This window comes from Anabaena sp. UHCC 0253 (assembly GCF_009712085.1).
In the GTDB taxonomy this organism is placed as follows: Bacteria; Cyanobacteriota; Cyanobacteriia; order Cyanobacteriales; family Nostocaceae; genus Dolichospermum.
Genome location: NZ_VILD01000003.1, coordinates 261,132 through 284,913 on the forward strand (window position 1 = coordinate 261,132; position 23,782 = coordinate 284,913).

Sequence of the window (23,782 nt, forward strand, 5' to 3'; positions counted from 1 at the left end):
GTAATTAAGAAATATCAATATTAGGAATAATGCACACAGACACAATATTCTACCAAATCTTCCTCACTTTCCACACACTATTATTTGAAATTCTGGGAGAACCTACAGAAAATGCCACAGATTATAAATTTACTTCTGTGGAAGTGAAGGAAAAAGCCTTTCGATTTGATGGAATTTTTATGGCAGATAGCGTAGAAAAACCCATCTATTTTGTAGAAGTGTAATTTCAGCCAAAACCGGATTTTTACTGGGAATTAATAGTAGAGATAAATATCTATCTGAATCAATTTAAACCATTATCTTCACTAGAGAAACCAAATATATTTTCCATTGTGGTTATAAATGCCAGAGTATCTATAGCCATAAGTGATCCTTGATATCGGTATTATTTGATGTGCCTGCATTGTAAACAGGTTTATCTATGTACCTTTAAGTTAAATCAAAACTTGGGAAGTTACAAAAATAGTCATAATATGATACATATTCCCTACGAATTATACACTAGTTACTTAGTACGGAAATAGCAGAAGAGGAAAAAAGCTAGAATCTGTGCAACAAACAGCACAGAATTTTGCTACTGATAGTGTTATTCATAAATAAGAATAAACATAAAGTTTCCATTTCTTAAAAAAGTTGGGAAAACAGAATATTTCTAAATAATTGCTTGACAAATTTAGCAATTAATTCTACTATATTTATAATGGGAATCTGTGCGCGCATATAGGGTCAGTTTGGTAATTAATGAAACTTTCAATTCTTGAATTTTTTAACTTTCCCCACGCAAACTAATGTAGGTTTTAACTAATTTTTTGTGATAGAAATAAATATCGTTTTGACAACTTAATAAAATTGGGGATGAATTTGGACAAGATGCTATTTTCCCAACATTCATGCAAATTTGTCAAAATCCCAATTGTTCCAACCCCTTCAACCCAAAAACCTCTAAATCTTGCCTAAGTTGCCAAGAAAGTAACTTTGGGGAAATGCTGCGAAACCGTTACCGGGTTTTGAGGTTATTAGGTGAAGGTGGATTTAGCAGAACCTACGCTGCTGAAGATGTAGATAGACTGAATGCACCTTGTGTAATTAAGCAATTTTTCCCCCAAGTCCAAGGAACTGGACAACGTGCTAAAGCAGCCGAGTTTTTCCGAGAAGAAGCTTTTAGATTATATGATTTGGGAGAAAATCATTCCCAAATTCCGCGACTTCTAGCTTACTTTGAACAAGGTTCTAGTTTGTATTTAGTGCAGGAATTTATTATTGGCAAAACTCTTCTAGAAGAACTTCAAAATCAAGCTTATAGCGAAGCAGAAGTGCGGCAACTTTTAGCTGACTTATTACCAGTTCTAGATTTTGTTCACAAACACAATGTTATTCACCGCGATATCAAACCCGAAAATATTGTTCGTCGGGATAGTGATAAAAAACCCGTATTAATTGATTTTGGTGGTGCAAAGCAAGTTACTCAAACCAGTATTGCTAGACAAGCGACAGCTATTTATACCCTTGGTTATGCACCAACAGAACAAATGGCCGGATTTGCTTGTCAAGGAAGTGATTTATATTCTTTGGGTGTAACTTGTGTACGCTTATTAACTCAAGATTTACCATTACAAGATGATTATGGACAACTTCAAGATCATCTTTATGATGCCATGAATGCTAAATGGTTATGGACAGAACGTTTACGAATTAAAGGAATTACTATTAGTGAGGACTTAAAGCAAATATTAGATAAATTACTCCAACATTTTGCTAGTGATAGATATCAGTCAGCACTCGATGTATTAGATGATTTAAACTATGCCAAATCTCCCGTAGCCCTCAAGTTTTCCTCTCTTCCTAAAGCGCCATTAACACCGCCACCGCCGACAAAAATTGTTGTTCCCTTACCTCTTTTATATAACTTTGATTATTATGTTATTACCGTAAATACTTCTGGGAGAGAAGTGAACCGTGATAGACGTAATACTAAATATTTTGTAGAGGAATTAGGCAGAAATACTACTTTAGAAATGGTGTCAATTCCGAATGGAACTTTTATTATGGGTTCTTTGAGTTGTGAAGGTGATGATGATGAACGTCCCCAACATCAAGTAATAGTTCCATCTTTCTTTATGGGGAAATATCCTATTACTCAAACACAGTGGAGAACAGTAGCAGCTTTACCTAAAATTCAACAATCATTAAACCCCAACCCATCAAAATTTAAAGGTGCAAATCTGCCAGTAGAAAATGTTTCTTGGTATGAAGCAGTGGAATTTTGTGCCAGATTATCAATTAAAACTGGAAGAAAATATCGTTTACCTAGTGAAGCAGAATGGGAGTATGCTTGTCGGGCAGGAACTACCACATCTTTTCATTTTGGAGAGACAATTACTTCCGATTTAATTAACTGTAGTGGTAGTGATACTTATTCTGTCGAACCAAAAAGTAGATTTCGTAAAGAAACAACTAATGTTGGTTATTTTGAAATTGCGAATGCTTTTGGTTTATATGATATGCACGGGTTAGTGTGGGAATGGTGTGCAGATCCTTGGCATAATAACTATCATGGCGCACCTACAGATGGTAGTATATGGGAAGCTGGGGGTGATCAACATCGTCGGGTTTTAAGGGGTGGTGCATGGAATTTTAGTGCCGAACTTTGTCGTAGTGCTAGTAGAAGCTGGAATGAAGCAGACGGTGGTTTACGAATTTGTGGATTTCGGGTAGTATTTTCTGTTTAAATTTAGTAGTGAGGACTTTAGTCCTCAACATCAACTAATACAAAAGGGCGTAAATTAAACAAGCATTAAAAATACCGGAAAAGCCAGTTTTATATGCTTCTTTAATTCTTAATTCCGCCCTATGGCACTAATCTAAATTAAATTCCACAAACTCCGGTAATCCTGGATATACCATATTCCGATCTATGGCTGAGAAAATCTTATTATTAGTATGATCAGAATTTAAACAACGACAAACTAATTGGGCAACATCTGCACGATGAATAGTACCCACAATCTGGGGATTTTCTGTGATCATGCCGTTGTTGGTTGCTGGTTCTGATTTTAAACCACCAGGACGAATAATTGTATAGTTAAGTCCGCTGGCAATTAAGTATTGTTCAGCTTTTTCCTTTTCAATTAAAACTGGTTTGAGTGCTTCTAAAGCTTGAGGAGGCATAGCAATAACACTATCACCGCTACCAATAGAAGTCACCAAAATAAACTTTTTTACTCCTGCTTTTACTGCGGCATCAATGAGATTTTTATTGCCGATATAATCAGGTTTGATATTATCTGTAGGTAAACCGCCTAGCGTACTAATAACAGCGTGAATAGGTTCATTTCCTAACATTCCCCGTTCAACATCAGCTACATTTAAGGCATCTCCTAAAACTGGATGAATACCCATTGCTTTTAGTTCCACAGCAGCGGCTTCTGTCCTCAAAAGGGCTTTGACTTTAATTTGTTGTGCTGTTAAGTATTTAGCGATTTCTTGGCCAACACCGCGACTTGCACCAGCTAGGAAAATGTAAGATGTGCTTGACATAATTAGTCTATAAAAAAGATTCTATGTTTAGATTTAGCACAAAAGTGTCATTTTAGAACGGAACTATTTCAAATGCAAAAGTAGCAATCAGGCGTTCATCAATATAGACTTGGATTTGATGTTTACCTAAAGGATCTCCAGGAGAAACAGTCCAAAAATTTTCAATTACACCATTAACAGGTGTTGCTGTGCGCTGGGAAATTGCTGTTTTTCCATCTGCTGAGATAGAGAAATTTTTACTATCTTGTGTTATCCAAGTTTCGGGAGGTTTTGGTAAAGTTAAAACTTCGCGCCATTTGACTTTACCTTGATAGTTATCAAGTTTAATTCTCCAACCATAAGCATCACCTTCTTTTAAAGGAACTGTAGTTGTTGGGAAAAAATTGACTTTTCCTTCTGAGTCAACTATCCTCACGCCAAATTCAGTTTTATTAGCAACTGATTGAGCATATTTTAGTGGACTTTCTGCTAAAGCTATACTAGCGTTACTAAAAACAGGTGTTATTACTCCTAATGTCAAAGACAAAGAAACTAATAAAACCTGGGGGACTAAAATTTTTGTGAACATTATTTTCTAGTAAATAAGTAGGATACAAAATGTATATATCCTACTTTAAAAAAATATTTTTGGCAATTGTTAATCTTCATCAAGTGCAGGTAAAATTTCTTCAAATTGCCATAATTGATCTTTATTTTCCAGAAACCAAATTCGAGTTTCGGTGGTTAACTTCCCCCAAATAACATCAACAGGAACGTGGGGAGAAGCATACTGAAATTCTTCACCAAGAATTCTGAGATTATCCTCTATATTAGGAGGAATACCAAAATCCTCCCAATCAATTTTGACAGTTCTGCCGGTAACTCCCGCAGTCGGATCAAAAATCAATTGTGCGGCTCTAATTAAGTCAGCAAAGTGTTGTGATTTTAGTCCAATTATTTCTTGGATTTGAGATGATTTGTGAGGATCTTGAGACATTTTCACTGGAGTTATGTAGATGTATAATTTAGAGAAATTATTGCCAGAGATGATCCCATTACCTCTAGTTTAACTCACAAAATCCAGATGAAATCAATATTTTATCATTAATTATGCAGTTTCGACTAAAACTGTAACTGCGGCTACAGCTATCAACATTTCGTCATTTTTATCGTTGAGAGAAGGAATTGCTAAACCATCAACCACCATTCCTCCTGCTTCTAATATGAGCGTTTTTTTACCAAAAGGTAAGACTGCTAATACTTCTGCTGCTCGTACTTGTTCGGGGTAGGGAACTGCAACTTTGACTTCGACAATCATCTCATTGGGATCTTTTAAACCAGCTACTTCCATAATACCAAGAAGGGCATTATGAGCGATCGCATTCCTAACTGCTCTTGCTGCTGCTACTGTGGGTTCTTGTCCATGTTGGTCTACACCCATTCCCATTTCGATAATAAACCGTTTTAGTGCCATAAATTTGCAAATTCTCTCTTGTTTAAAATCAAATTGTATCAATTAATATTCTATTATTTTTAATAAACCATCATAAAATACTTGAAAACTTTTAGAGCTATTTTCTAATCGCTTACAATCCATAATTTTGTCCCAAACGACATTTCTAAAACAAAGGTTTTCGGTAATTCTGCACTGTGTCGTCGGGCGTTGTAGCAGTGGGTTTTTAGTGCGGTTGAGCCTGTTAAGAGCCGCACTAATTTGAAAAGTATGATCAGAGTCAAGATTGAATACAAAGATGACTATGAGTCTATCCACTTAAGCGATTGGATGGATATAGAAAAGAGGGGAGGCATTCCGGTTAAATTAATCCGTATGCGAGTAGCAGTTAAGGCTGTTAAACTGTTGTTTAAAGAGCTAGTAGTTTTACAAGGAAAAGTTCTAGACTGAAGAAAGGTAAACCAAAATATAACAGAAGGGAAGAGTTATGACTCCCAATCCCATCATTATGCGATCTGTGGAACAACTAGGCTACCGAGTCACTGTTGGTGATGTAGCTACTCAGGTAGGATTAAATGTAGCTGAGGTTAATCAAGGTTTATTAGGTCTAGCCGCTGATGCTGGGGGACATTTGCAGGTTGCAGAATCAGGTGATGTTGTTTACCAATTTCCACGCAACTTTCGAGATATTTTACGGAATAAATACTTGCAAATGCGTTTGCAAGAATGGTGGAAAAAAGTTTGGTCTGTACTATTTTACCTAATTCGGATTTCCTTTGGCATTTTGTTAGTTGCTTCTATCTTGCTGATTACTGTGACTATCATCATTATTATGACGGCTAGTTCAGATCGAGATAATGACAATCGCAGTAGTAGTAGTTCTAGAGGTTTTAATTTCTTCTTTTTTCCAGATTTATTCTGGTATTTTAGCCCAAATTACTGCGATCGCTACCAAGAACGGCGACGAGAACAGGGCGAAAATAGTGAAATGAATTTTTTTGAAGCGGTGTTTTCATTTCTATTTGGTGATGGTAATCCTAATGCCAATTTGGAAGAGCGACGCTGGGAAGAAATTGGGGCGGTGATTAGTAATAATCAAGGTGCAGTAGTAGCTGAACAAATTGCTCCTTATTTAGATGATATTGGAGAAACATATCAACAAGAATATGAAGATTATATGTTACCTGTGCTGGTACGATTTAATGGCAGACCACAGGTAAGTGCTGAAGGTCAAATAGTCTATTATTTCCCAGAATTACAGGTAAGAGCTAGTAAGAAGCCGCGGCGCTCAATATCTGAATATCTCCATGAATTTTCCTGGCAGTTTAGTGCGGCTAGTTCTGGACAACTTATGCTCAGTGCTGGTTTAGGAGGAGTAAATTTGATTGGGGCGTTAATCCTGGGAAATTTATTGAGAAATGGCACAATTGCGGCTCAAGTCGGCGGATTAGTTGCTTTTGTTCAAGGGATTTATGGACTTTTATTAGCTTATGGTACGGGTTTTCTCGCCATACCATTAATCCGTTATTTTTGGATTAAGTGGCGCAATGATCAAATTTCTACTCGCAATCATCAACGCCAAGAACGAGCTAGATTATTAGCAAGTGCAGATTCTTCTTTACAGAAGAAGATAGCTTTTGCTCGTGAATTTGCTACGGAAAAAGTCATTGGTAAGGATGATTCAGTTTACTCTACTGAAACAGATTTACTAGAACAGGAATTTCAGAATAAGCAAATAGGTGATGGGTAATGGGTAATAGAGAGAATTACCAATTACCAATTGTCAATTGTCAATTATTTATTTAGCTTGAATGGGTGTCAGGGCTACACCTTGGTAGTAATATCCTAAGATTTGCAGGTGGTTTGCGCCGCGTTTTGCTAGTTCGTAAGCCCCCCATTGGCTCATACCTACACCATGGCCAAAACCTAATCCTTGTAGGAGAAAACCACCATTTGCATTTTTACCAACCGTAAAACGGGTACTTTTAATCCTGAGTGCAGTTCTGACTTCTTCACCTTTGAGGACTTTAGTCCCTTTATCACCGATAATTTTGAGGGTTTTGACACTTTTGAAGGGTGAAAGAGTTTCAACAATCATATCTTTGACATTACCAATACCGGAAATTCTGGTGCTAATTTCTCCAGGAGTAAAGGTTTTTACCCAGTTACATTCTTTAATGTTTTGGTCAAAGTCTGGTACAGCCCGGAGGTAAGGTTCTTTGCTAGTCCAGACATCTTCGACGTTTTCGGTGTGTCCACCAGAACAAGCATGAAAGACGGAAAGAATGATTTGGTTGTTGTAGGTTAAGATTTTGCCGGCGGTGGTGTCTACGGCGTTGTAGGTTCTGGAGGATTCGCTGCTGACACCTTTATAAATTTGCCAACGATCTGGACTATCCCCTAAATCATAAACGGGATTTCTCCGTTGTTTTTCTCGTTCATAAAGGGCATAGGTACGAGCAGCGATCGCTTGAGCTTTAAGGGCTTCGTCTGGCCAGCGAGAATCCATTTCTCCACCAATTACACTGTAGAGATATTCCTCTAAATCTACCCAGTTCACCGCAGTTAAGCCTTTTTCTGTGGGTATTACTAAGGTTCTACCACGAAACCAGCGATCGCCAATATAAACAAATCCCTTATTCGTGGGTTCAATCCAAAATAACCCCGATTTCCATCTATCTAAAGCCACTCCTCCAGGTACTGCTTGAGCCGCAAATGCACTCATTCCCGGTAATTGTCCCAGAGTTTTACCACTATTATCTTTAACAATAGCTGTTGTCGAAGCACCAACTTTTACCTGCTTAACTTCTCTTTCAATTGCCACACGCAAAATTACAGATGCTTGAGCAGGAGCTAGTAAAGCAAACCAGAGGAGAATACCTATCCACCAATGTCTACCTTTAATTTCCGAAAAGAAAGCGCCTAATAACAGTTGGAATTTCATGCTAATTGTCTCATCACCAGCGTCTACTATTCTAGTCTGACATTTCTCCTATTCAGGAAGTAAAGGGAATATTGATTGATTTTTTTCTTGTTTATTGCCTGTTCATGGTGTCAATATTTGGGGAGTATCATAAACTTCATTACCAACAATCCCAATTAAATTTAACTTGCTTAAAATTTCCGTAGCTGCCATCAGTTTATTCGGTGTAACTTGGCCAATCCGTCCTACCATGACAATCTTATTACACAAAGATGCCACAATTCTACCATCAACTGTATCTAAAACTGATGGTGCATCTATCAGCACTAAATCATAATTTTGCCCAAATAAATCTATTAGTTCTTTCATCCGTTCAGAACTAAGTAAAGTGACTGCATCTTCTGGGATTGGTCCTGCTGTCAAAACATCAATAGCTGGATGAATAGGTTGAATGTAATTATGAAATGATGTATTTTCATCATCAATAAGCAATAAGGATAAACCCCAATCATTGGTTAATCCTAAAGTTTTATGCAAACTGGGCGATCGCAGATTAGCATCAATTACTAATACCCTTTGGTGCATACGCGCCGCACTAGCTCCTAATCCTAAAGCCAAGGTTGTTTTACCTTCTCCTGGTAATGCCGAAGTCAACATCAATGATTTTAAAGGCAGAGAATTATTGAGGATTTGAATATTTTGATAAATGATATCTAATGCTTCATGATTGGGTAATTGTCTAATATTTTCTTGAAGAGAAATATCTACATCTCTCCGTTTATTTCTGCCGATATTTTTAAGTTTCCTTTGCCAACTATCTGGTTTTTTCCCTAATTTAGGAACTGATCCCAATAACTGAATATTTGTCAGCTTTTGTAAATCTTGAGGATAAAAAATAGCCTGATTAAACTTCTCCCAGGCTAAAGCTGCTAATAAACCTAATATTGGACTAATGAATATTCCACCAATTATTAACAACCATCGTAAATTACCTATATGGATTCCTAAAGCTGGTTCTTCTAAAATCTGCCAGTTAAAACCCTCTTGAGCAATTTTCAAGCCTAATGAATGTTGCGCTTGCATGAGTTGTTTTAGTGTGGTTCGATAAATTTCTATATCGGCAACTAACCCTTTATATTCAGTAATTAAACTTGGATATTTGTTAAATTGTGAACGAAGTTCTTGTTCGGATTTCATTAAATAAGCATCATTGGCAATGAGTCCCAATGCAGTCATTTTTAACTGCGTTAAATCATTCTCTAATTTAGGGTTTATGTCTACTAACGGTTGTAATTTATTACTAATAGGAATAGTTTGATTTTTCTCTTGTTGTTGTATTAGTGCAATGATAATTTTCCGCTTCTGCTGAAGTTGCTGTATAATTGGATATTTTTCTGTGTACAGTACGCGGGCTTGAGTTAATGCCTGTTCGGTTGTATTCAGTTCATTAATTAAGGCTTGATATTGATTAGAAGCAGTAGTATCAACTGTTTTACTTGGGTTTGCAGAAGCGATCGCTTGTTCTAAACTATTGTGTCGAGCCTGTATATCTTCCAATTGAGCGCGAGTTTTTTGCCTCTGTTTTTGAAGATCAGATAAAGATTGTAATAAAATTTTACTTTGTAAAACAGGATCAATTAAATTATTTTCTTTGCGAAACTGTTCTAGCTTTTTCTCTGCTTTCATTACATCTTTCTGTAATTTTGGTACACTGTTATTAACAAAAGCTAAACCTTGATTAACGCGCTGATTTTTTTGATCGGTATTATAATCTTGATATACTTTTTGTAAAGCTTGTAATACTCTTTTAGTCTTTAGAGGATTTCGATCTATAAAAGATAGTGAAAATATTTGACTTGAATTTTTACTAGTTCTTGATTGTACGGGTAATTTAGTTATTTCTAAAGATGAAATTTTACCAGTGGCACTATCACTATAAATATCCTCTACAGTTATTTGTGGATACTCAGTCTGAAGTAAATTTACAGCTTTTTGGACTAATTTAGCACTCAGCATTAATTTCTTCTGACTATTGTAGTCAACAGCAGGAGTCTGTTTTTCTATATTACTAGCACTTGCAGATTCATTTGAATTATAACTTACTAATATCTGCATATAGCTCTGGTAAGTTGGTTTAGCTGTAATAGCTATCAGGCTGGTAACTGACATAACTGTACAAGAAACCCCGAATATAAACCAACGATGGTGAAGTGCAATCAGAGTTATTTTTCTAAAATTAACTACGTTGGATATAGAGGTAGTCAGTATTTGTTTAAACTTCATCCCATTTGTAGCCACAATCATATCCCTCTCAAATTGCAACAATATATCTGGAAGATGATGATTAAAAAACTTTAGAGATATTTTATACTCTATCTTTTCCTGTTAATAATCAATACGTATTCTTCCCATGATCACAGACTTACTTCACAGAAAATATTCTGAAGTAGTTCTTGGCTAATACCTTCATTCCGATATATGTCTAATCAGTGTGAGGAACATAAATTTTCTGCAAATATTCTTTGTCAGTTGTCGTAGGGGCGAAGCATTCGGGTGACAAATTATCCATTTTTGTTCAAGGTTATTCTCCGAATGCTTCGCCCGTACAGGAGTCAAGAAGAAGGAAGAAGGAAGAAATAAAATTACCCAATGACCAATTCCCAATCACCAATTCCCAATTACCTTGCAGATGCTAATTTGTCAGCAATGCGTGTAGTTTCTGGTAAACGATATTTTGGTGTACAATGTAAGACATACTCAATTGCTGTTAGTAAACTAATGCGATGTCCACTGGAAACATAAACAGGTTTTACTCCTGTGCGTGTTCTTAAAACTGCACCGATTGTTTCTTTTTTATGTATTAATGGTTGCCAGCTACCTTTAGTTTCTGCTAATTCTTCATATTCACCAATTAGCAAGGATTTAGCTACACCAATTGTTGGTATATCTAGTAGTACACCTAAATGGGAAGCAATCCCCAATCTGCGAGGGTGAGCTATTCCTTGTCCATCACATAAAATTATATCTGGTATAGTTTTGAGCTTTTCTAAAGCGTCGAGAACAGGAGGTATTTCTCGGAAAGATAGAAAACCAGGAATGTAAGGAAAGGTAGTAGGATGGTAAGCTAGGCTGGTTTCTACTGTTTGTAAATCAGGAAAGCTAAGGACAGCTACTGCTGCACGGCTAATTTTACCGTCTTCCAAAAATCCCATGTCTACACCGGCAACATATTGGATAGTTTCTGGAAGTTGATCTGAAGTAATTACTTGATAGCGGAGGTTTTCTTGAATTGCTTTAGCCTCTTCTATGGTAGAAGGCCAATCATGATGTTTGGGAATTTCCATATTTGTGATTTATGGGAGTCTTTAGAGACGTTCCATTGGGAAACTTGTAAAACCCTATTTTAGCTAGAGTTTCATTAATTTTTGATAGAAATGACAAAAGGTAAACCCTAACGGCTTACCTTTTTTATAACTGGGGCGCTAGGATTCGAACCTAGGGATGGCGGGACCAAAACCCACTGCCTTACCACTTGGCTACGCCCCAATGAATTCAATATAAATAATATAGCAGGTATGCTGGGGGTTTTGTCAAGTGTTTTGGGAAAAAAGTTTTGCGGTGCAATATGGGACTAAGAAAGGTGTTTCCGAAAAAACTGCAAAAAAATAGGGGGAAGTTGAACTTTCCCCCTGGTTATTGTTGTGATGATCATTTGGCTTTTGATTTTCTTTGAGTTTCTGTCTGAGCATCTGTCTTTGTTTTTTCAGTTGCCGTGTTCTAGCAGAACCACCCCGGCCTTTATCGTTTCTGCCTTCTCGACGTGGGGATTCCCAGCGTTTCAGTTGCATAGTTTTTATTGGTTAAATTTCATCATGTAGTTTAATAGTAGCATGGTTTTTTCTCAATAGCTACTATATTTTTAACTTTCTGATTTTGTTCTGGGATACTGAGAATGACAAGGATTTCCCCAACAAACTTGTCCTGCTGGCATATTACTAAAAACACTGCTACGAGCGCCTATGACAGCATTTGAGCCAATATGTACCCCTGGGGCAACAAAACAATCTGCTGCCACCCATGCACCATTACCGATGATAATGCTGGCGGTTTTCAAACCAAATGCTGGATCTTGGATGTCATGGCTACCAGTACATAAATAACTTTTTTGGGAAATAACGCAATGTTCGCCAATGTTGATTTGATCCAGACTGTAAAAAACTACGTCATCACCAATCCAACTGTAATCACCAATGGAGATTTTCCAAGGATAGGTAAACCGGGCTGTGGGACGAATTAAAACACCTTTACCAATATGAGCGCCGAAGAGACGGAGTAAGCCACGACGAAGAATATTGAGGGGTTGGGGAGTGAGGGGAAAGGCGATCGCTTGCACAAACCACCAAAATAATACGTACCAACTGGGACGGCCTCGATCAAACCAAGATTGATCATATTTACGTAAATCTAAAAAAGGTGCATCATCGGTAATTGGCGGCAAGGTTTGGGGCATAGAGGTTGGGGAATTTAACTGGCTGATTGTTGAATTTCCTGTGGGGAAGATGTCGCATCTGTGGGTTTAGAAATATTTAATTTACCTCCATAATTGCTTAATTCATAAAGTTTGACACCAATTTGATATTCATATTGACTTAGCAATCTTCCATATACATATCCAGCTTTACCATCTAAGAAACCACGCTGAATAATATAGAACAAGATAAACCGCAACAGTGGTTTAAATGGCAGACGGACCCAGATTTTTTTTAAGAAGCGTTTGCGTTGTACTGCGTCACCAAATAAGTTACCGCCAATTGTGCCGCTATCATCATTACCTGTGAGTAAGTTGTAGTAAACACGCGCTTCCCAATTAGAATAACGATTATGTCTTTCTAACCAATGATAGAGATCGCGGAAGTCTTCGTGGAGCATATCATTTTTGAGATAGCCAACTTTCCCTGGTAAAATGACGTGTTCGTGAACTTCATTGTCTCCAGTATTGGCAATATCTTCGGTATTGAGATTTTCGTAGCGACCTTTTTGATGTTTAAATAATCGCAAATTCCAATCAGGATATTTACCACCGTAACGAATCCATTTCCCTAGAAAAAATACTCGCCGATTGATGTAGTAACCATCGTGTTCATCACTTTGAATGGCTTGGGCGATGTCTTCCCATAGTTCTGGTGTAATCCGTTCATCACAATCAACAATTAATACCCATTCGTTACGGAAAGGGAGATTTTCTAATGACCAATTTTTCTTTTTCGGCCAACGGCCATTAAAGTTAAATTGGACTACATTCGCTCCGTATTTTTCGGCGATTTCTACGCTTTTATCCGTGCTTTGGGAGTCTACCATAAATATTTCATCGGCTCTAGCAAGGCTAGTGAGACAAGCTGGTAGATTTAGTTGTTCGTTTTTCGCTGGGATGAGTACGGAAACTGGTAGTTTAGATGACATAATAATTTGTTACTGTGTATTTTTTGTTTATTTCTGATGGGATTTAAATAGGATTCCTTGAATAGCAGCGTTTAAGTAACCAATTTGACAATAAGCATAAACTAATTTATCAAAGCGTTCTGCTGGATCTAATATATATTGTAGCACTTTATATAATCCTCGCAAAAGTCGCTCGCTTCCTCGTGGTAGTTGAGAAATGCCGGCTTTACCTGCCAGTTGTTCTCGATAACATTCACTGATGCCTTGCCACCAACCTCTGTTTAAAAACCAGGTAGGTTTGATCCTTTCTGGGGCGACATTATGGGCAACGAGGGCTTCGGGGATATAAGCTACTTGCCAATGGCGCTGGAGGGCGAATTCTGTCATTTGTAGTTCTTCGTTGGAGAGGAGATTTTTACCTACTCGTCCTAATTGTGGATCAAAACCACCGACTTCTGCAAGGAAACTACTACGGAGGGAGTAATTTAATCCTCTGGGGGTTAGCCCTGGTTTGTCAATATAGACTAATTGATCTCCTAGATCATAAGCTCCTAAGTTCCCGGCTAATTCATTTGATATCCATTTGGGTTGGGAGATACCTGGAGGCCACAGGAGGGTAATTTTGCCACCAGCGATCGCTAATTTAGGATTATTGGCGTATGCACTGACTAAAATTTTTAACCAGCTAGGACTAGCGACGGCATCATCGTCTAAATAGGCTAGTATTTCGGCACTAGCAGCTTTAGCTCCGGTATTACGGGCTACGGATAAACCCAGGACGGGTTCAAAGATATATTTGAGACGGGAATCAGTGGCTCTTTGTTCTACTACTTCACGGGTGCGATCGCTAGATCCATTATCTATGACCAAAATTTCAAAGTTACCAGCAAAGTCTTGTGCCAATAAGCTATCAATCGCCGCCCCTAGATAGGTATCTCGGTTATGAGTACAGATGATGGCAGAGATTTGGATATCTGACATGGGTGATTGTCGTTGTTTATTGGTGATTCTACTCGAAAACCTGAAAATCGTCAGTGATTTTTTAACATTGTTGAATATGACTATGTAATATCACTAAAGTTTCTGCTAATTGACTCAACCGATTTTCTAGGTCTTGTTTGCGTCCTAAGAGTTGTCGTAATCTTTGATGACGAGCGATCGCTATACTCACACTAGGAACTTGCTCGACTGGACAAGGACGAGACCAAACTTGACCGGCTGTATCTATTCCACAAAGCCGATAATCAGTATGTAGTGGTTTATATACTTCTTTTTCACCATTCGCACAAATTTCTTCTACATAGTCCATGAGGCGATCTACTTCCGCATGACGGAGTGTGGCTGTTCCCACTGTTTCTGCTTCTTGAATATTAGATTCCAACCAACCATTAATAATTGGTCCTTCTAAGTAAATATCCTGAATATTTTGGACAATTTTTTGTAACTCTATCTGCCAACTAGCAACTTTTTCCTGAATTTCTTGGAGCATATTCATGGATAAGGCTGGGTTAGCGCCATGACGATGATTGCTAAAAGTAGGAGTTTTAAATTTAGGGAGAGTTGGGGTTTTTTCTCCACTTTCTTGGGCTGGAAAAGCTTGGACAGAATCATGGTGAGGAAACAAATTTGCCTCTGGAGTTCCATCACTGTCTTGATTTGTCTCTAAATCGTGATCATGAACGGCTGCTTGCGGTTGGGAATTTTGTGGAGATTCATGGGGACGGAAACTAATCCGAAAAGAGAAGGAGCGTTTGCTTTGATCACCTCCGTCTGTGATGACATCATCATTGCGAGTTCCCAAATCATGGAGCGTGGCCTCAATCCGCTTTAACCCTGCTTTCATAAAAATATCCTAAAGTTTATTTATAAATACTGAATGGTTTCAACCAACTTACTAGTTATTGAGTTTAGGTGATTGGTAATTCCTCTTGCGTATTTTTCCTGCTCCCACATTATATGATGAAATCATGCGTAAATTGATATTGGTGACAGGCGCAGCCCGGTCTGGTAAAAGTGAATGGGCGGAAGATATAGCGATAAATTTCAGAAATCCGGTTGTTTATATTGCCACCGCTACACAAAACCCAGATGATCAAGAATGGCAACAACGGATTCAAAAACATCAACAACGCCGTCCTCAAGATTGGCTCACCCTATCTGTACCGATGGAACTTACGGCTACTTTAGCTCAATCCCAGCCGCATACTTCCTTGTTGGTGGATTCGTTAGGAACTTGGGTAGCTAATTTCTTAGAAGAAGAAGATTTAGTGTGGGAAAATATTTTGACGGAGTTTCTCGCAACTTTACCGTTAGTTGAGGCTGATGTTATATTTGTGGCAGAAGAGACAGGTTGGGGTGTAGTTCCAGCTTATCCAATCGGGCGAAAATTCCGCGATCGCCTTGGGGCTTTAGTCCGGCAATTAGGTACAATTTGTGAACCTGTTTATTTAGTCACAGGCGGTCATGCTCTCAACTTGAGTTTACTAGGTGTACCGTTACCATCACCTAAGTCTTAATGCAAATTTAAAGATTCTCACCATAAAAATACGGAATTTTCTTTTAAAATAGTGACTATGGCAACCAAAAACGAAGTTAAAGAATATCTTGCCTACTGGTTTCAGTTAGGGAAGAGGGTTATAGCTGTAAATGGTAAGGTGAGCTTTTTGCCCCAACCTGTAATCCAAGGCGATCGCTATAGCCAAGAGTTTGAAGAGTGCTGGCTCAAAATTCTCTCCCCAGCTACAGGTGATTGTTACCTAGATGGAACTCAGGAAACGATTAATGAACTACTAACGCCCGCATGGGAAATGCTACCTTGTGGTCGTTGTTCCATGCCTGTACCCCTCAAAAATGTAGGAATGCCAGCGTTATTGTGTCCCTGTAGTAATTTACCTGGCTGGCCAAATACAGAAATACCAGCACCGCGCAGTCCAGTCTGTAGTCAAGAACAATTAACGTCAATTTGCGCTTCCTTTGGTGAAAAATCCGCCGACGCAAAGTAAATAATTTCATATAAACATCAACTGAATTAAAAGATGTGTTATCTAGAACCTTTGTAGAGACGTTCCATGGAACGTCTCTACTTTTTCTAAATGTTTAATATAGAAAATCTGGTTAATTAACCATAAAATTACTGTAAATACAACCCTAATTAGGGTATTAGAAAACTTCTATTTTGTACAAACAATTTAGCCAAAGTGGCGTGTATTTTTCAGCAATATTGTTGATATAAATGTGAAATAGATATTTCCTAATCTGGCAATGATCATTGCAGAAAATGATAATGATTTAACTATTTATTTCTCGATACAATTTTTAGCAAGTAAAGATTTAAACGGTTAAAAACCGTAACTAAATGTTTGCACTAATTCAAAATCAAGGAGAGTTCTACTATGCCTCATATATTGTTTAGCAATGTACCTATTGAGCAGCAAGAAACTGTAGTTGGTGGTGAGAATTGTACACACATCTATAAGATCAATCAAATTCATTCCTACGTTTATCAGAGTAATTGTCAAAACAATTCATCAAACAATAACTTTTGCTCTACCATGTGGGAATTTACAAGATGGTTTGGAAAAAATACTAACTTTCCACTGATTCATGTCAAATTCATAGGTTAATTCGCTTTTTTCATAAACAAATAATGGATGTAAGTTTGTAGATAATGCTATTTATATACAAATTTTTTATATTTGATTCAATTGAAAAATGCTATACATCAAAACAATATTGCTCATGTTCTGTTATTAGCAAATTATTATAAGTATATAAATATAGCAGAATATTCAGAATTTGTTGACAAAAATTAGCCAAATTGGCGTGTATTTTTCGGAAATATTACTGACGTAATTGTGAAATATACTATTCCTCAGTTGGTAATTAAGTTGGCATAAATTAGCCATGACATAGATAATAATAAACGTATACTGTATTAACCTAAGCTAGATTGAAAAGTATCAAATCAATCTACCGTAAATAAATAATAATTCAAAATTAGAGGAATTTAGATCATGTCTAATGTATTGTTTAGTAATGTACCTATTGAGCAGCAAGAAACCATAATTGGTGGTGTGGGAGATGTGAATATTGGTGATATTAACACTCAAGGAAAAAATAACGTTGTTACAACTATTAATAATATAACCATTATAAATATGATGTTTAATTTTTTTCTTTATCCACGTTCTCCGAATAGGAAAAACCGTCGCTGCAAATTTTAGATAATATATCCAATAATCTGATAAGGATTTAACAATAATAAGAACATTATCTTTCGCTAAACTATAGCTAGGTTTAGTGAATACTTTATATCTGTATTGAATTTAATTAATACAGATATTTTAAGTAAAATAAAAAATATTTTCTAAACAATCAAGATTAGGAATAACTGTAACTAAAAATTAAATCTATGTCAAATCTATTTAGCCGAATTGGCGTGTATTTTTAGGAAATAGTTATTTCTAAATCTGGTAATTAAGTTTGCATAAAATGAGAATGACTTAACTAATGACTTCTAGATATTCTATTAACAAGCGAGGGGTTAAACGGCAAACGAGCAGCAAACAACCCTAAGCGTAATACAAATCAAGGAGAATTCAGTCATGTCTAATCTATTATTTACCGAAGTATCTGTTGAGCAACAAGAAATCGTAGCTGGTGGTCGCCGCACTGATCGTCGTGTTAAGTTCCAGTTTAACGATGAGGTTTATGCGGGACAACTTGGCGACTATAACTTTGCTTTAGTAAGCATCGGTAACTTGAGAATTGATTTGGATTAGTAACTTCTTTATCAATTTCGATTGATAACGATGAATTAGGTTTCAACGCTAGAGCCTTTTCTTTCATTACTTAAGGTTAGTCAGTTATCAGCTAAATATGGAGTAATAAAAGTAGTATTTACTTTCTACTACTCTAGCACTGATAGCTGACTATCTTTATCAAATTAAAACCAAACCTAATTTTTATTTTTTACGATGCTAATTAAGAAAAAATACAGTATTTAAGAATATTTGATTAATCAAATTCCTCATAAACTTGTTTATATAAAAATATTGCTTATTGTTGAAGCTAAGTAATTTGAAATTATAAATATTAGTTAGTTTTTTATATGATTATGTCTTCTTTGCTAGATTTTTTACTATTTTTCTAGATTTATACTATAAATTAAAAAGAGGCTAATCCCAGACTACCTACTTCTTATTCTCCAGGGTGTTTTACTTATGAAAATTCAATTTGTTCAACAACATAGCGAAGAAGATTGTGGGGCGGCTTGCTTGGCTGCAATTGCCAAACATTATGGTCAGACTTTTACTATTAGCAGGATTCGGGAAGCTGTAGGAACAGGACAGTTTGGAACTACTTTATTAGGATTAAAACGAGGAGCAGAAATCCTGGGTTTTAAAGCAAATCCAGTTAAAACTTCCCCAGACATATTAGATAGAATTAATGAAGCTCCCTTACCAGCAATTATTCATTGGCAAGGTAATCATTGGGTAATTTTATATGGTAAAAAAGGTAAAAAATTTCTGATTGCAGATCCTGCAATAGGTCTTCGTCATCTTTCCCAAGAAGATGTAAAAGCAGCTTGGACTGATTGGTTATTATTATTAGTAGAACCAGATCCTATTCGCTTTTTTTCTCAAAAGCAAGATAAAGAAGGTGGTTTTTGGCGTTTTTTTAGACGCATTTGGATTTATAGAGCTATTTTATTTCAAGCTTTACCGCTCAATTTAGTATTGGGTTTATTGTCTTTAGCTTCTCCTTTCCTATTACAAATTCTCACCGATGATGTATTAGTTAGAGGGGACACAAAATTATTGACTACAGTAGTAATTTCTGTAGTTGTCATGAATATAATTTCTAATAGCCTCTCATTTATCCAATCTAACTTAATTGCTCATTTTGCCCAACGAATACAATTAAGTCTAGTTCTAGAATTTGGGCGGCAAATCCTACGTTTACCATTAACTTATTATGAAACTCGTCGCAGTGGTGAAGTTGTTAGTCGTCTGCGAGATATTGACCAAATTAATCAATTAGTTGCTCAAATTGTTGTTGGTTTACCAAGTCAATTTTTTATTGCGGTAATTTCCTTGGGTTTTATGTTTTTCTATAGCTGGAAACTTACCTCAGCCGCTTTAATAATTGCGATAGTAATGACCATCTCTACCTTTATTTTTCAGCCCACATTACAGCAAAAAACCAATGAACTTTTAGTTACAGAATCCGAAACACAAGGGGTATTAGTTGAAACTTTTAAAGGCGCATTAACTTTAAAAACAACTACATCAGGTAGACAATTTAGAGATGAATTAGACAATCGGTTTAATCGTCTAGCTGGATTGACATACAGAACAATGCAAATAGGGATTATTAATAATACATTTTCGGGCTTTGTTTCTGGTATTGGTAGTGTAATTCTACTCTGGTTTGGTGGCTATTTAGTAATTAACCCCGCTGAAAACTTGAGTATTGGGCAATTACTAGCCTTTAATTCCATGAATGGTAATTTTGTATCTTTAATTAGTACAGTTATTAATTTTGTGGATGAATTTACGCGAGCTAAAACTGCTACCCGTCGGCTCACAGAAGTTATTGATGCCACTCCTGAAGATGATGATGATGACAAAAAACCTTTGGCGACAATTTCGAGTGATGCTGATATTATTTGTACAAATTTAACCTTTCATTATCCTGGTCGTATTGACTTATTAGACGATTTTTCTCTGACGATTCCTGGAGGTAAAGTTATTGCTTTAATTGGTAAATCTGGATGTGGAAAAAGCACTTTAGCCAAATTAATTGCTGGTTTATATCAATTCCAATCTGGTAATATACGAATAGGACTTTATAATCTCCAAGACCTTTCTTTAGAATCTCTCCGTCAGCAGGTAGTTCTTGTTCCTCAAGATGCTCATTTTTGGAATCGTTCTATTGTTGAAAACTTTCGGTTAGGAGCGCCTTATGTCACATTTGAGCAAATAGTTCAAGCTTGTCAAATTGCTGGTGCTGATGAATTTATCAGTAAACTTCCAGAAACATATCAAACTGTTTTAGGTGAATTTGGTGCTAACATTTCTGGAGGACAAAAGCAAAGATTAGCTCTAGCTAGAGCCATTGTTACAGATCCGGCAATTCTGATTTTAGATGAATCAACTAGTGGACTTGATCCAGTTAGTGAAACCCAAGTTTTAGACCAACTTTTCAAACATCGTCAAGGTAAAACAACTATTTTAATTACACACCGTCCCAAAGTAATTAATCGTGCTAATTGGGTTGTTTTAATAGACAAAGGTAAATTGAAATTAGTAGGTTCTTTGCAAGATTTACGAACTAAATCAGGAGATCATTTAGATTTTATAATCCCTTAAATAATTATGCTTTATACTCATAATCAAAAATTCAGTTTTTCCAAAAATGATGAATCTCTTCCACCGATAAGTATTTGGACAACATTAGCAGGTATGTTTCTTGTCGGTACTGTGGTTACTGGTATTTCTTTGTCTTCATGGGTGAAATATAATGTCACTGTCAAAGTCGCTGCTATTGTTCGTCCTATAGGTGAAACCCGTGTAGTGCAATCAAAGATAGAAGGGGCTATTAAAGATATTTTAGTCAAAGAAAATCAAGTTGTTAAGCAAGGGGAAGTAATCGCCATTTTAGATACTGAGCAATTACTAATCAAAAAAAGTCAATTAGAAGATAATATCAAACAAAGTAGATTACAAATAATCCAAATTTATGCTCAAAACCGGACTTTAAATAATCAAATTATATCTGAAAAAAAAGTGATAGAAAATATTGTTAATTCTGCTAAAGAGGATTTATTAAGAAATCAAAGAGAATACAAAGAACGAAAAATAAATACTGAAAGTGAATTAATGGCAGCGCAAGTAAATATCCAAAAAGAATTAGTAGATTTGCAAAAGGCTCAGGCTGATTTAGAATTTGCAAAAGTGGATCGCGATCGCTATGAACAATTATCACAAATTGGCGCAATTGGTAAGCGAGAATTTGAGCAAAAACAGCTAGTTGTTAAACAGACAACTTTAACACTGCAATCTGCAAAAAAAGCTGTTGATATAGCCAAAATAAAAATTAAATCCACCCAAGCTGCGATTAATCCTACGACAGCAATGGTCAAAATGGCACAAGAACGGATTGCTCAAGAAACCGCGAAAGGTGAAGCTAATATAGCTGCTTTAAATAAAGAAAAGGAAATTTTAGTTCAGCGATTAGTAGAAATTCAAACACAAATCAAACAGTCACAAAAAGAACTCCAACAATTAGAAAATCAACGAAAAAGTAGTATGATTCTTGCTACTAGTAACGGCATTATCTTTAAACTTAATTTACGAAATCCTGGTCAAGTAGTGCGTGCTGGTGAATCTATTGCTGAAGTTGTCCCTGATAATGCTTCTTTGGTAATTAAAGCCATGATTCCCACTGCGGAAATTAACAAAGTTGCCATTGGTCAAAAAGTACAACTTCGGATTGATGCTTGTCCATATCCTGATTATGGAACTGCTAAGGGTGCGGTGAAAACTATTGCTCCCGATGTTATTACACCTCAAAGTAAAGATACAACTACTCCAATGTCTGCTGGTGTTAGTTACTTTGAAGCCACAATTCAACCCGAAAGTAGTTCCTTTGGCAATAATGGCCGTCAGTGTCTTCTGCAATCAGGAATGAACGCTACAGCCGATATAATTTCTAGGGAAGAAACAGCATTGCAATTTATGTTGAGAAAAGCCAGGTTAATTACTGATTTATGAGTAACGATTGAGTTTATATTCCACCTTTTAAGTCATAATCATGATATCGTTTATGACATCTAATCAAAGAATACAGCAAGCATTACAGTGGTGGTTTTATAGAGAATTCTTGAAACTATTTCTGGAATCCGAAAAAATTCGTGATGATCTATTACAAGAATCTTTTACAATCCGGCGCGATCTAGATTTATTAATTATAGATAACCTGAATTTATCAGTTACAAGAATTCCAGCCCATATCAGAAAAATTGATAATTTTCATCATTCTTTAGTCCAATTGAGCGATCGCTTATGTCCAATCTCTATTCAAGATAGTCTACCTTTATCTATTGAGTGTTTATTAGAACCGTGGATTAATTCCAATCCCTATCTAGATTTTCAAATTAATATGCCAGTTTACTGGCGAATTGAAGAACCTGAAAGGAGTTGGATAATTTTAAGAGTTTTAGAAGAATTACTGAAAATAACTTTACCAGAAACAGAAAGTTTACTCCCTATTTATATTCAAATTACTCTCAAACAAATAGGAAGTATCGGGCTATTGACTGTAAAAATTTCTTATCCTGATATATCCACTCTGATTTTTTACTCCCATTTGCCAGAATTAGAATATCTTTACGATAGCTTTAAATTCTTAATATCTGGTAAATGCTCCTACTTTAATAAGAATCTCATGTCAATTTGGCACTTTTATTGGTGAGTATTTTCTATGACTTGATATCTCGGAGAGTACCTGGTACTATATCTCTCCAAACTCTGATCAATACTAAATTATTTTTAAATAAAGATAATTTTCATAGTTATACATAAACCTAGTAATTTCAGTATTTTTTAATGATCTTTAATGGGGTGAGGGGTGTGACCCCCCATAGCTGATAAATTATAAGTAATAGAATCTAGTAAAACTAATTAATAGTAGTAGATAGCAATCAAAAATTATCAGGTGTGTAACTATTGAGGCATTTATTAGATATGCAACAGGTTTTATCAAAAAAAACAATTTTCAAGTTCATGGTTATTGATGACCACGAATCAGTTTTAAATGGAACAGTTGAAATACTAAGAAAAAAATATCCTAGTGCTGAATTTAATACTGCTACAAATGCTAGTTATGCTTTTGAGCAAGTAATTAGCTATCAACCTGATTTGCTAATTATGGATCTTTCTATCCCAGAAAAAATGACAATGACAGCAAGAGTTGATACAGGTATTCAACTGCTAAAAGTCTTAATGGAAAATTATTCCCATCTAAATTTTGTTGTGCAAAGCGCCCATGTGAGAACATTAGTTAGAATTCGTCCTTATATTGATAATCATAAAGGAGGCTTTACTGTTGCTGATAAAAGTCTTTCTACCCAAGAAATGTTAACTAGAGTTGATTGGTCATTACAGGGATTAACTCACACAAAAGATATTAAAGGAATCCACTCAGGATTAGAGGTAAAACCAGAGTGGTTAAAGGTACTAAATTTAGCATTTGAAGAAGGATTACAAGATAAAGTAATTGCTAAAAATATGTGTATATCTGAACGCATGGTGCGTCATTATTGGAGTAAGTTGCAAGACGCTTTAAATATTTATCCAGAAGAAGGTAAAAACATCCGTATTCAAACGGAAATGAAAGCTAGAGCCGAAGGATTAATTGATTAATTAACATAGTCATGTACTTTATCC

At 36.1% G+C, this 23,782-nt stretch carries 23 protein-coding genes and 1 tRNA gene; 11 read left to right on the forward strand and 13 right to left on the reverse strand.

What is annotated here, in order from left to right:
* The first annotated feature begins 29 nt into the window (after nt 1-29).
* Both FJR38_RS09450 and FJR38_RS09455 read left to right on the forward strand, forming a co-directional pair.
* A complete protein-coding gene (locus FJR38_RS09450) occupies nt 30-224 on the forward strand; it encodes an Rpn family recombination-promoting nuclease/putative transposase (RefSeq protein ID WP_254445271.1) in 195 nt (64 codons plus the stop codon).
* Nucleotides 225-890: 666 nt separating this feature from the next.
* The gene (locus tag FJR38_RS09455) at nt 891-2,729 is read left to right on the forward strand and encodes a bifunctional serine/threonine-protein kinase/formylglycine-generating enzyme family protein (protein ID WP_168536681.1); all 1,839 of its coding nucleotides are present in this window, start codon (nt 891-893) and stop codon (nt 2,727-2,729) included.
* A 127-nt stretch (nt 2,730-2,856) separates the two neighbouring features.
* Here FJR38_RS09455 and FJR38_RS09460 read toward each other — a convergent pair whose 3' ends face one another.
* The 4 genes from FJR38_RS09460 to FJR38_RS09475 all read right to left on the reverse strand — a co-directional run bounded on the left by FJR38_RS09460 (nt 2,857) and on the right by FJR38_RS09475 (nt 4,990).
* A complete protein-coding gene (locus tag FJR38_RS09460) occupies nt 2,857-3,537 on the reverse strand; it encodes an SDR family oxidoreductase (protein ID WP_168536683.1) in 681 nt (226 codons plus the stop codon).
* Nucleotides 3,538-3,589: 52 nt separating this feature from the next.
* Nucleotides 3,590-4,105: a hypothetical protein gene (locus FJR38_RS09465; protein WP_168536685.1), complete on the reverse strand. Its 516-nt coding sequence runs from the start codon at nt 4,103-4,105 to the stop codon at nt 3,590-3,592.
* Nucleotides 4,106-4,174: 69 nt separating this feature from the next.
* The gene (locus tag FJR38_RS09470) at nt 4,175-4,513 is read right to left on the reverse strand and encodes a hypothetical protein (RefSeq protein WP_168495050.1); all 339 of its coding nucleotides are present in this window, start codon (nt 4,511-4,513) and stop codon (nt 4,175-4,177) included.
* A 111-nt stretch (nt 4,514-4,624) separates the two neighbouring features.
* Nucleotides 4,625-4,990, reverse strand: a complete 366-nt coding sequence (locus FJR38_RS09475; protein WP_168495052.1) for a Lin0512 family protein — start codon at nt 4,988-4,990, stop codon at nt 4,625-4,627.
* 466 nt (nt 4,991-5,456) lie between these two features.
* Between FJR38_RS09475 and FJR38_RS09480 the strand changes: the two genes are divergently transcribed.
* Complete coding sequence (locus FJR38_RS09480) at nt 5,457-6,719, forward strand: hypothetical protein (RefSeq protein ID WP_168536687.1); 1,263 nt, start codon at nt 5,457-5,459, stop codon at nt 6,717-6,719.
* 48 nt (nt 6,720-6,767) lie between these two features.
* Here FJR38_RS09480 and FJR38_RS09485 read toward each other — a convergent pair whose 3' ends face one another.
* The 9 genes from FJR38_RS09485 to FJR38_RS09525 all read right to left on the reverse strand — a co-directional run bounded on the left by FJR38_RS09485 (nt 6,768) and on the right by FJR38_RS09525 (nt 15,174).
* The gene (locus FJR38_RS09485; protein ID WP_168536689.1) at nt 6,768-7,913 is read right to left on the reverse strand and encodes a SpoIID/LytB domain-containing protein; all 1,146 of its coding nucleotides are present in this window, start codon (nt 7,911-7,913) and stop codon (nt 6,768-6,770) included.
* Nucleotides 7,914-8,015: 102 nt separating this feature from the next.
* Complete coding sequence (locus FJR38_RS09490; RefSeq protein WP_371418169.1) at nt 8,016-10,190, reverse strand: GumC family protein; 2,175 nt, start codon at nt 10,188-10,190, stop codon at nt 8,016-8,018.
* A gap of 380 nt (nt 10,191-10,570) precedes the next feature.
* On the reverse strand, nt 10,571-11,236 hold the full coding sequence (gene nfi / locus FJR38_RS09495) for a deoxyribonuclease V (protein ID WP_168536691.1): 666 nt from the start codon (nt 11,234-11,236) through the stop codon (nt 10,571-10,573).
* 130 nt (nt 11,237-11,366) lie between these two features.
* Nucleotides 11,367-11,438: transfer RNA gene (locus FJR38_RS09500), tRNA-Gln, on the reverse strand.
* A 44-nt stretch (nt 11,439-11,482) separates the two neighbouring features.
* Nucleotides 11,483-11,740: a hypothetical protein gene (locus FJR38_RS09505; protein WP_168536693.1), complete on the reverse strand. Its 258-nt coding sequence runs from the start codon at nt 11,738-11,740 to the stop codon at nt 11,483-11,485.
* Nucleotides 11,741-11,811: 71 nt separating this feature from the next.
* Complete coding sequence (gene hpsU / locus FJR38_RS09510) at nt 11,812-12,381, reverse strand: hormogonium polysaccharide biosynthesis acetyltransferase HpsU (protein ID WP_168537212.1); 570 nt, start codon at nt 12,379-12,381, stop codon at nt 11,812-11,814.
* A gap of 35 nt (nt 12,382-12,416) precedes the next feature.
* The gene (locus tag FJR38_RS09515; RefSeq protein WP_168536695.1) at nt 12,417-13,352 is read right to left on the reverse strand and encodes a glycosyltransferase family 2 protein; all 936 of its coding nucleotides are present in this window, start codon (nt 13,350-13,352) and stop codon (nt 12,417-12,419) included.
* A 27-nt stretch (nt 13,353-13,379) separates the two neighbouring features.
* Nucleotides 13,380-14,312, reverse strand: a complete 933-nt coding sequence (locus FJR38_RS09520; protein WP_168495063.1) for a glycosyltransferase family 2 protein — start codon at nt 14,310-14,312, stop codon at nt 13,380-13,382.
* Between the two features lie 61 nt (nt 14,313-14,373).
* Nucleotides 14,374-15,174 (reverse strand): hypothetical protein, encoded by an 801-nt coding sequence (locus FJR38_RS09525; protein WP_168536697.1) that lies wholly within the window; start codon nt 15,172-15,174, stop codon nt 14,374-14,376.
* A 124-nt stretch (nt 15,175-15,298) separates the two neighbouring features.
* Here FJR38_RS09525 and cobU point away from each other — a divergent pair, with 124 nt between their 5' ends.
* The 8 genes from cobU (at nt 15,299) to FJR38_RS09570 (ending at nt 23,758) form a co-directional block, all read left to right on the forward strand.
* Complete coding sequence (gene cobU / locus FJR38_RS09530) at nt 15,299-15,847, forward strand: bifunctional adenosylcobinamide kinase/adenosylcobinamide-phosphate guanylyltransferase (RefSeq protein ID WP_168536699.1); 549 nt, start codon at nt 15,299-15,301, stop codon at nt 15,845-15,847.
* Nucleotides 15,848-15,904: 57 nt separating this feature from the next.
* A complete protein-coding gene (locus FJR38_RS09535) occupies nt 15,905-16,333 on the forward strand; it encodes a hypothetical protein (RefSeq protein ID WP_168536701.1) in 429 nt (142 codons plus the stop codon).
* A 1,011-nt stretch (nt 16,334-17,344) separates the two neighbouring features.
* Nucleotides 17,345-17,554: a hypothetical protein gene (locus FJR38_RS09545; RefSeq protein ID WP_168536705.1), complete on the forward strand. Its 210-nt coding sequence runs from the start codon at nt 17,345-17,347 to the stop codon at nt 17,552-17,554.
* 381 nt (nt 17,555-17,935) lie between these two features.
* Nucleotides 17,936-18,112 (forward strand): CTB family bacteriocin, encoded by a 177-nt coding sequence (locus FJR38_RS09550; RefSeq protein WP_168536707.1) that lies wholly within the window; start codon nt 17,936-17,938, stop codon nt 18,110-18,112.
* Between the two features lie 441 nt (nt 18,113-18,553).
* Nucleotides 18,554-20,704, forward strand: a complete 2,151-nt coding sequence (locus tag FJR38_RS09555; protein ID WP_168536709.1) for a peptidase domain-containing ABC transporter — start codon at nt 18,554-18,556, stop codon at nt 20,702-20,704.
* Nucleotides 20,705-20,710: 6 nt separating this feature from the next.
* Nucleotides 20,711-22,108, forward strand: a complete 1,398-nt coding sequence (locus FJR38_RS09560) for an HlyD family secretion protein (RefSeq protein WP_168536711.1) — start codon at nt 20,711-20,713, stop codon at nt 22,106-22,108.
* A 52-nt stretch (nt 22,109-22,160) separates the two neighbouring features.
* Nucleotides 22,161-22,808, forward strand: coding sequence for a hypothetical protein (locus FJR38_RS09565; RefSeq protein ID WP_174763536.1), 648 nt, complete (start codon nt 22,161-22,163; stop codon nt 22,806-22,808).
* A gap of 272 nt (nt 22,809-23,080) precedes the next feature.
* On the forward strand, nt 23,081-23,758 hold the full coding sequence (locus FJR38_RS09570; RefSeq protein ID WP_168495082.1) for a response regulator transcription factor: 678 nt from the start codon (nt 23,081-23,083) through the stop codon (nt 23,756-23,758).
* Nucleotides 23,759-23,782: the final 24 nt, after the last annotated feature.

Bases quoted from the DNA above. Each gene is read 5' to 3' on its own strand.
- FJR38_RS09450 (WP_254445271.1), top strand. From the start codon at position 30: ATGCACACAGACACAATATTCTACCAAATCTTCCTCACTTTCCACACA.
- FJR38_RS09455 (WP_168536681.1), top strand. From the start codon at position 891: ATGCAAATTTGTCAAAATCCCAATTGTTCCAACCCCTTCAACCCAAAA.
- FJR38_RS09460 (WP_168536683.1), bottom strand. From the start codon at position 3,537: ATGTCAAGCACATCTTACATTTTCCTAGCTGGTGCAAGTCGCGGTGTT.
- FJR38_RS09465 (WP_168536685.1), bottom strand. From the start codon at position 4,105: ATGTTCACAAAAATTTTAGTCCCCCAGGTTTTATTAGTTTCTTTGTCT.
- FJR38_RS09470 (WP_168495050.1), bottom strand. From the start codon at position 4,513: ATGTCTCAAGATCCTCACAAATCATCTCAAATCCAAGAAATAATTGGA.
- FJR38_RS09475 (WP_168495052.1), bottom strand. From the start codon at position 4,990: ATGGCACTAAAACGGTTTATTATCGAAATGGGAATGGGTGTAGACCAA.
- FJR38_RS09480 (WP_168536687.1), top strand. From the start codon at position 5,457: ATGACTCCCAATCCCATCATTATGCGATCTGTGGAACAACTAGGCTAC.
- FJR38_RS09485 (WP_168536689.1), bottom strand. From the start codon at position 7,913: ATGAAATTCCAACTGTTATTAGGCGCTTTCTTTTCGGAAATTAAAGGT.
- nfi (WP_168536691.1), bottom strand. From the start codon at position 11,236: ATGGAAATTCCCAAACATCATGATTGGCCTTCTACCATAGAAGAGGCT.
- FJR38_RS09505 (WP_168536693.1), bottom strand. From the start codon at position 11,740: ATGCAACTGAAACGCTGGGAATCCCCACGTCGAGAAGGCAGAAACGAT.
- FJR38_RS09515 (WP_168536695.1), bottom strand. From the start codon at position 13,352: ATGTCATCTAAACTACCAGTTTCCGTACTCATCCCAGCGAAAAACGAA.
- FJR38_RS09520 (WP_168495063.1), bottom strand. From the start codon at position 14,312: ATGTCAGATATCCAAATCTCTGCCATCATCTGTACTCATAACCGAGAT.
- FJR38_RS09525 (WP_168536697.1), bottom strand. From the start codon at position 15,174: ATGAAAGCAGGGTTAAAGCGGATTGAGGCCACGCTCCATGATTTGGGA.
- cobU (WP_168536699.1), top strand. From the start codon at position 15,299: ATGCGTAAATTGATATTGGTGACAGGCGCAGCCCGGTCTGGTAAAAGT.
- FJR38_RS09535 (WP_168536701.1), top strand. From the start codon at position 15,905: ATGGCAACCAAAAACGAAGTTAAAGAATATCTTGCCTACTGGTTTCAG.
- FJR38_RS09545 (WP_168536705.1), top strand. From the start codon at position 17,345: ATGTCTAATGTATTGTTTAGTAATGTACCTATTGAGCAGCAAGAAACC.
- FJR38_RS09550 (WP_168536707.1), top strand. From the start codon at position 17,936: ATGTCTAATCTATTATTTACCGAAGTATCTGTTGAGCAACAAGAAATC.
- FJR38_RS09555 (WP_168536709.1), top strand. From the start codon at position 18,554: ATGAAAATTCAATTTGTTCAACAACATAGCGAAGAAGATTGTGGGGCG.
- FJR38_RS09560 (WP_168536711.1), top strand. From the start codon at position 20,711: ATGCTTTATACTCATAATCAAAAATTCAGTTTTTCCAAAAATGATGAA.
- FJR38_RS09565 (WP_174763536.1), top strand. From the start codon at position 22,161: ATGACATCTAATCAAAGAATACAGCAAGCATTACAGTGGTGGTTTTAT.
- FJR38_RS09570 (WP_168495082.1), top strand. From the start codon at position 23,081: ATGCAACAGGTTTTATCAAAAAAAACAATTTTCAAGTTCATGGTTATT.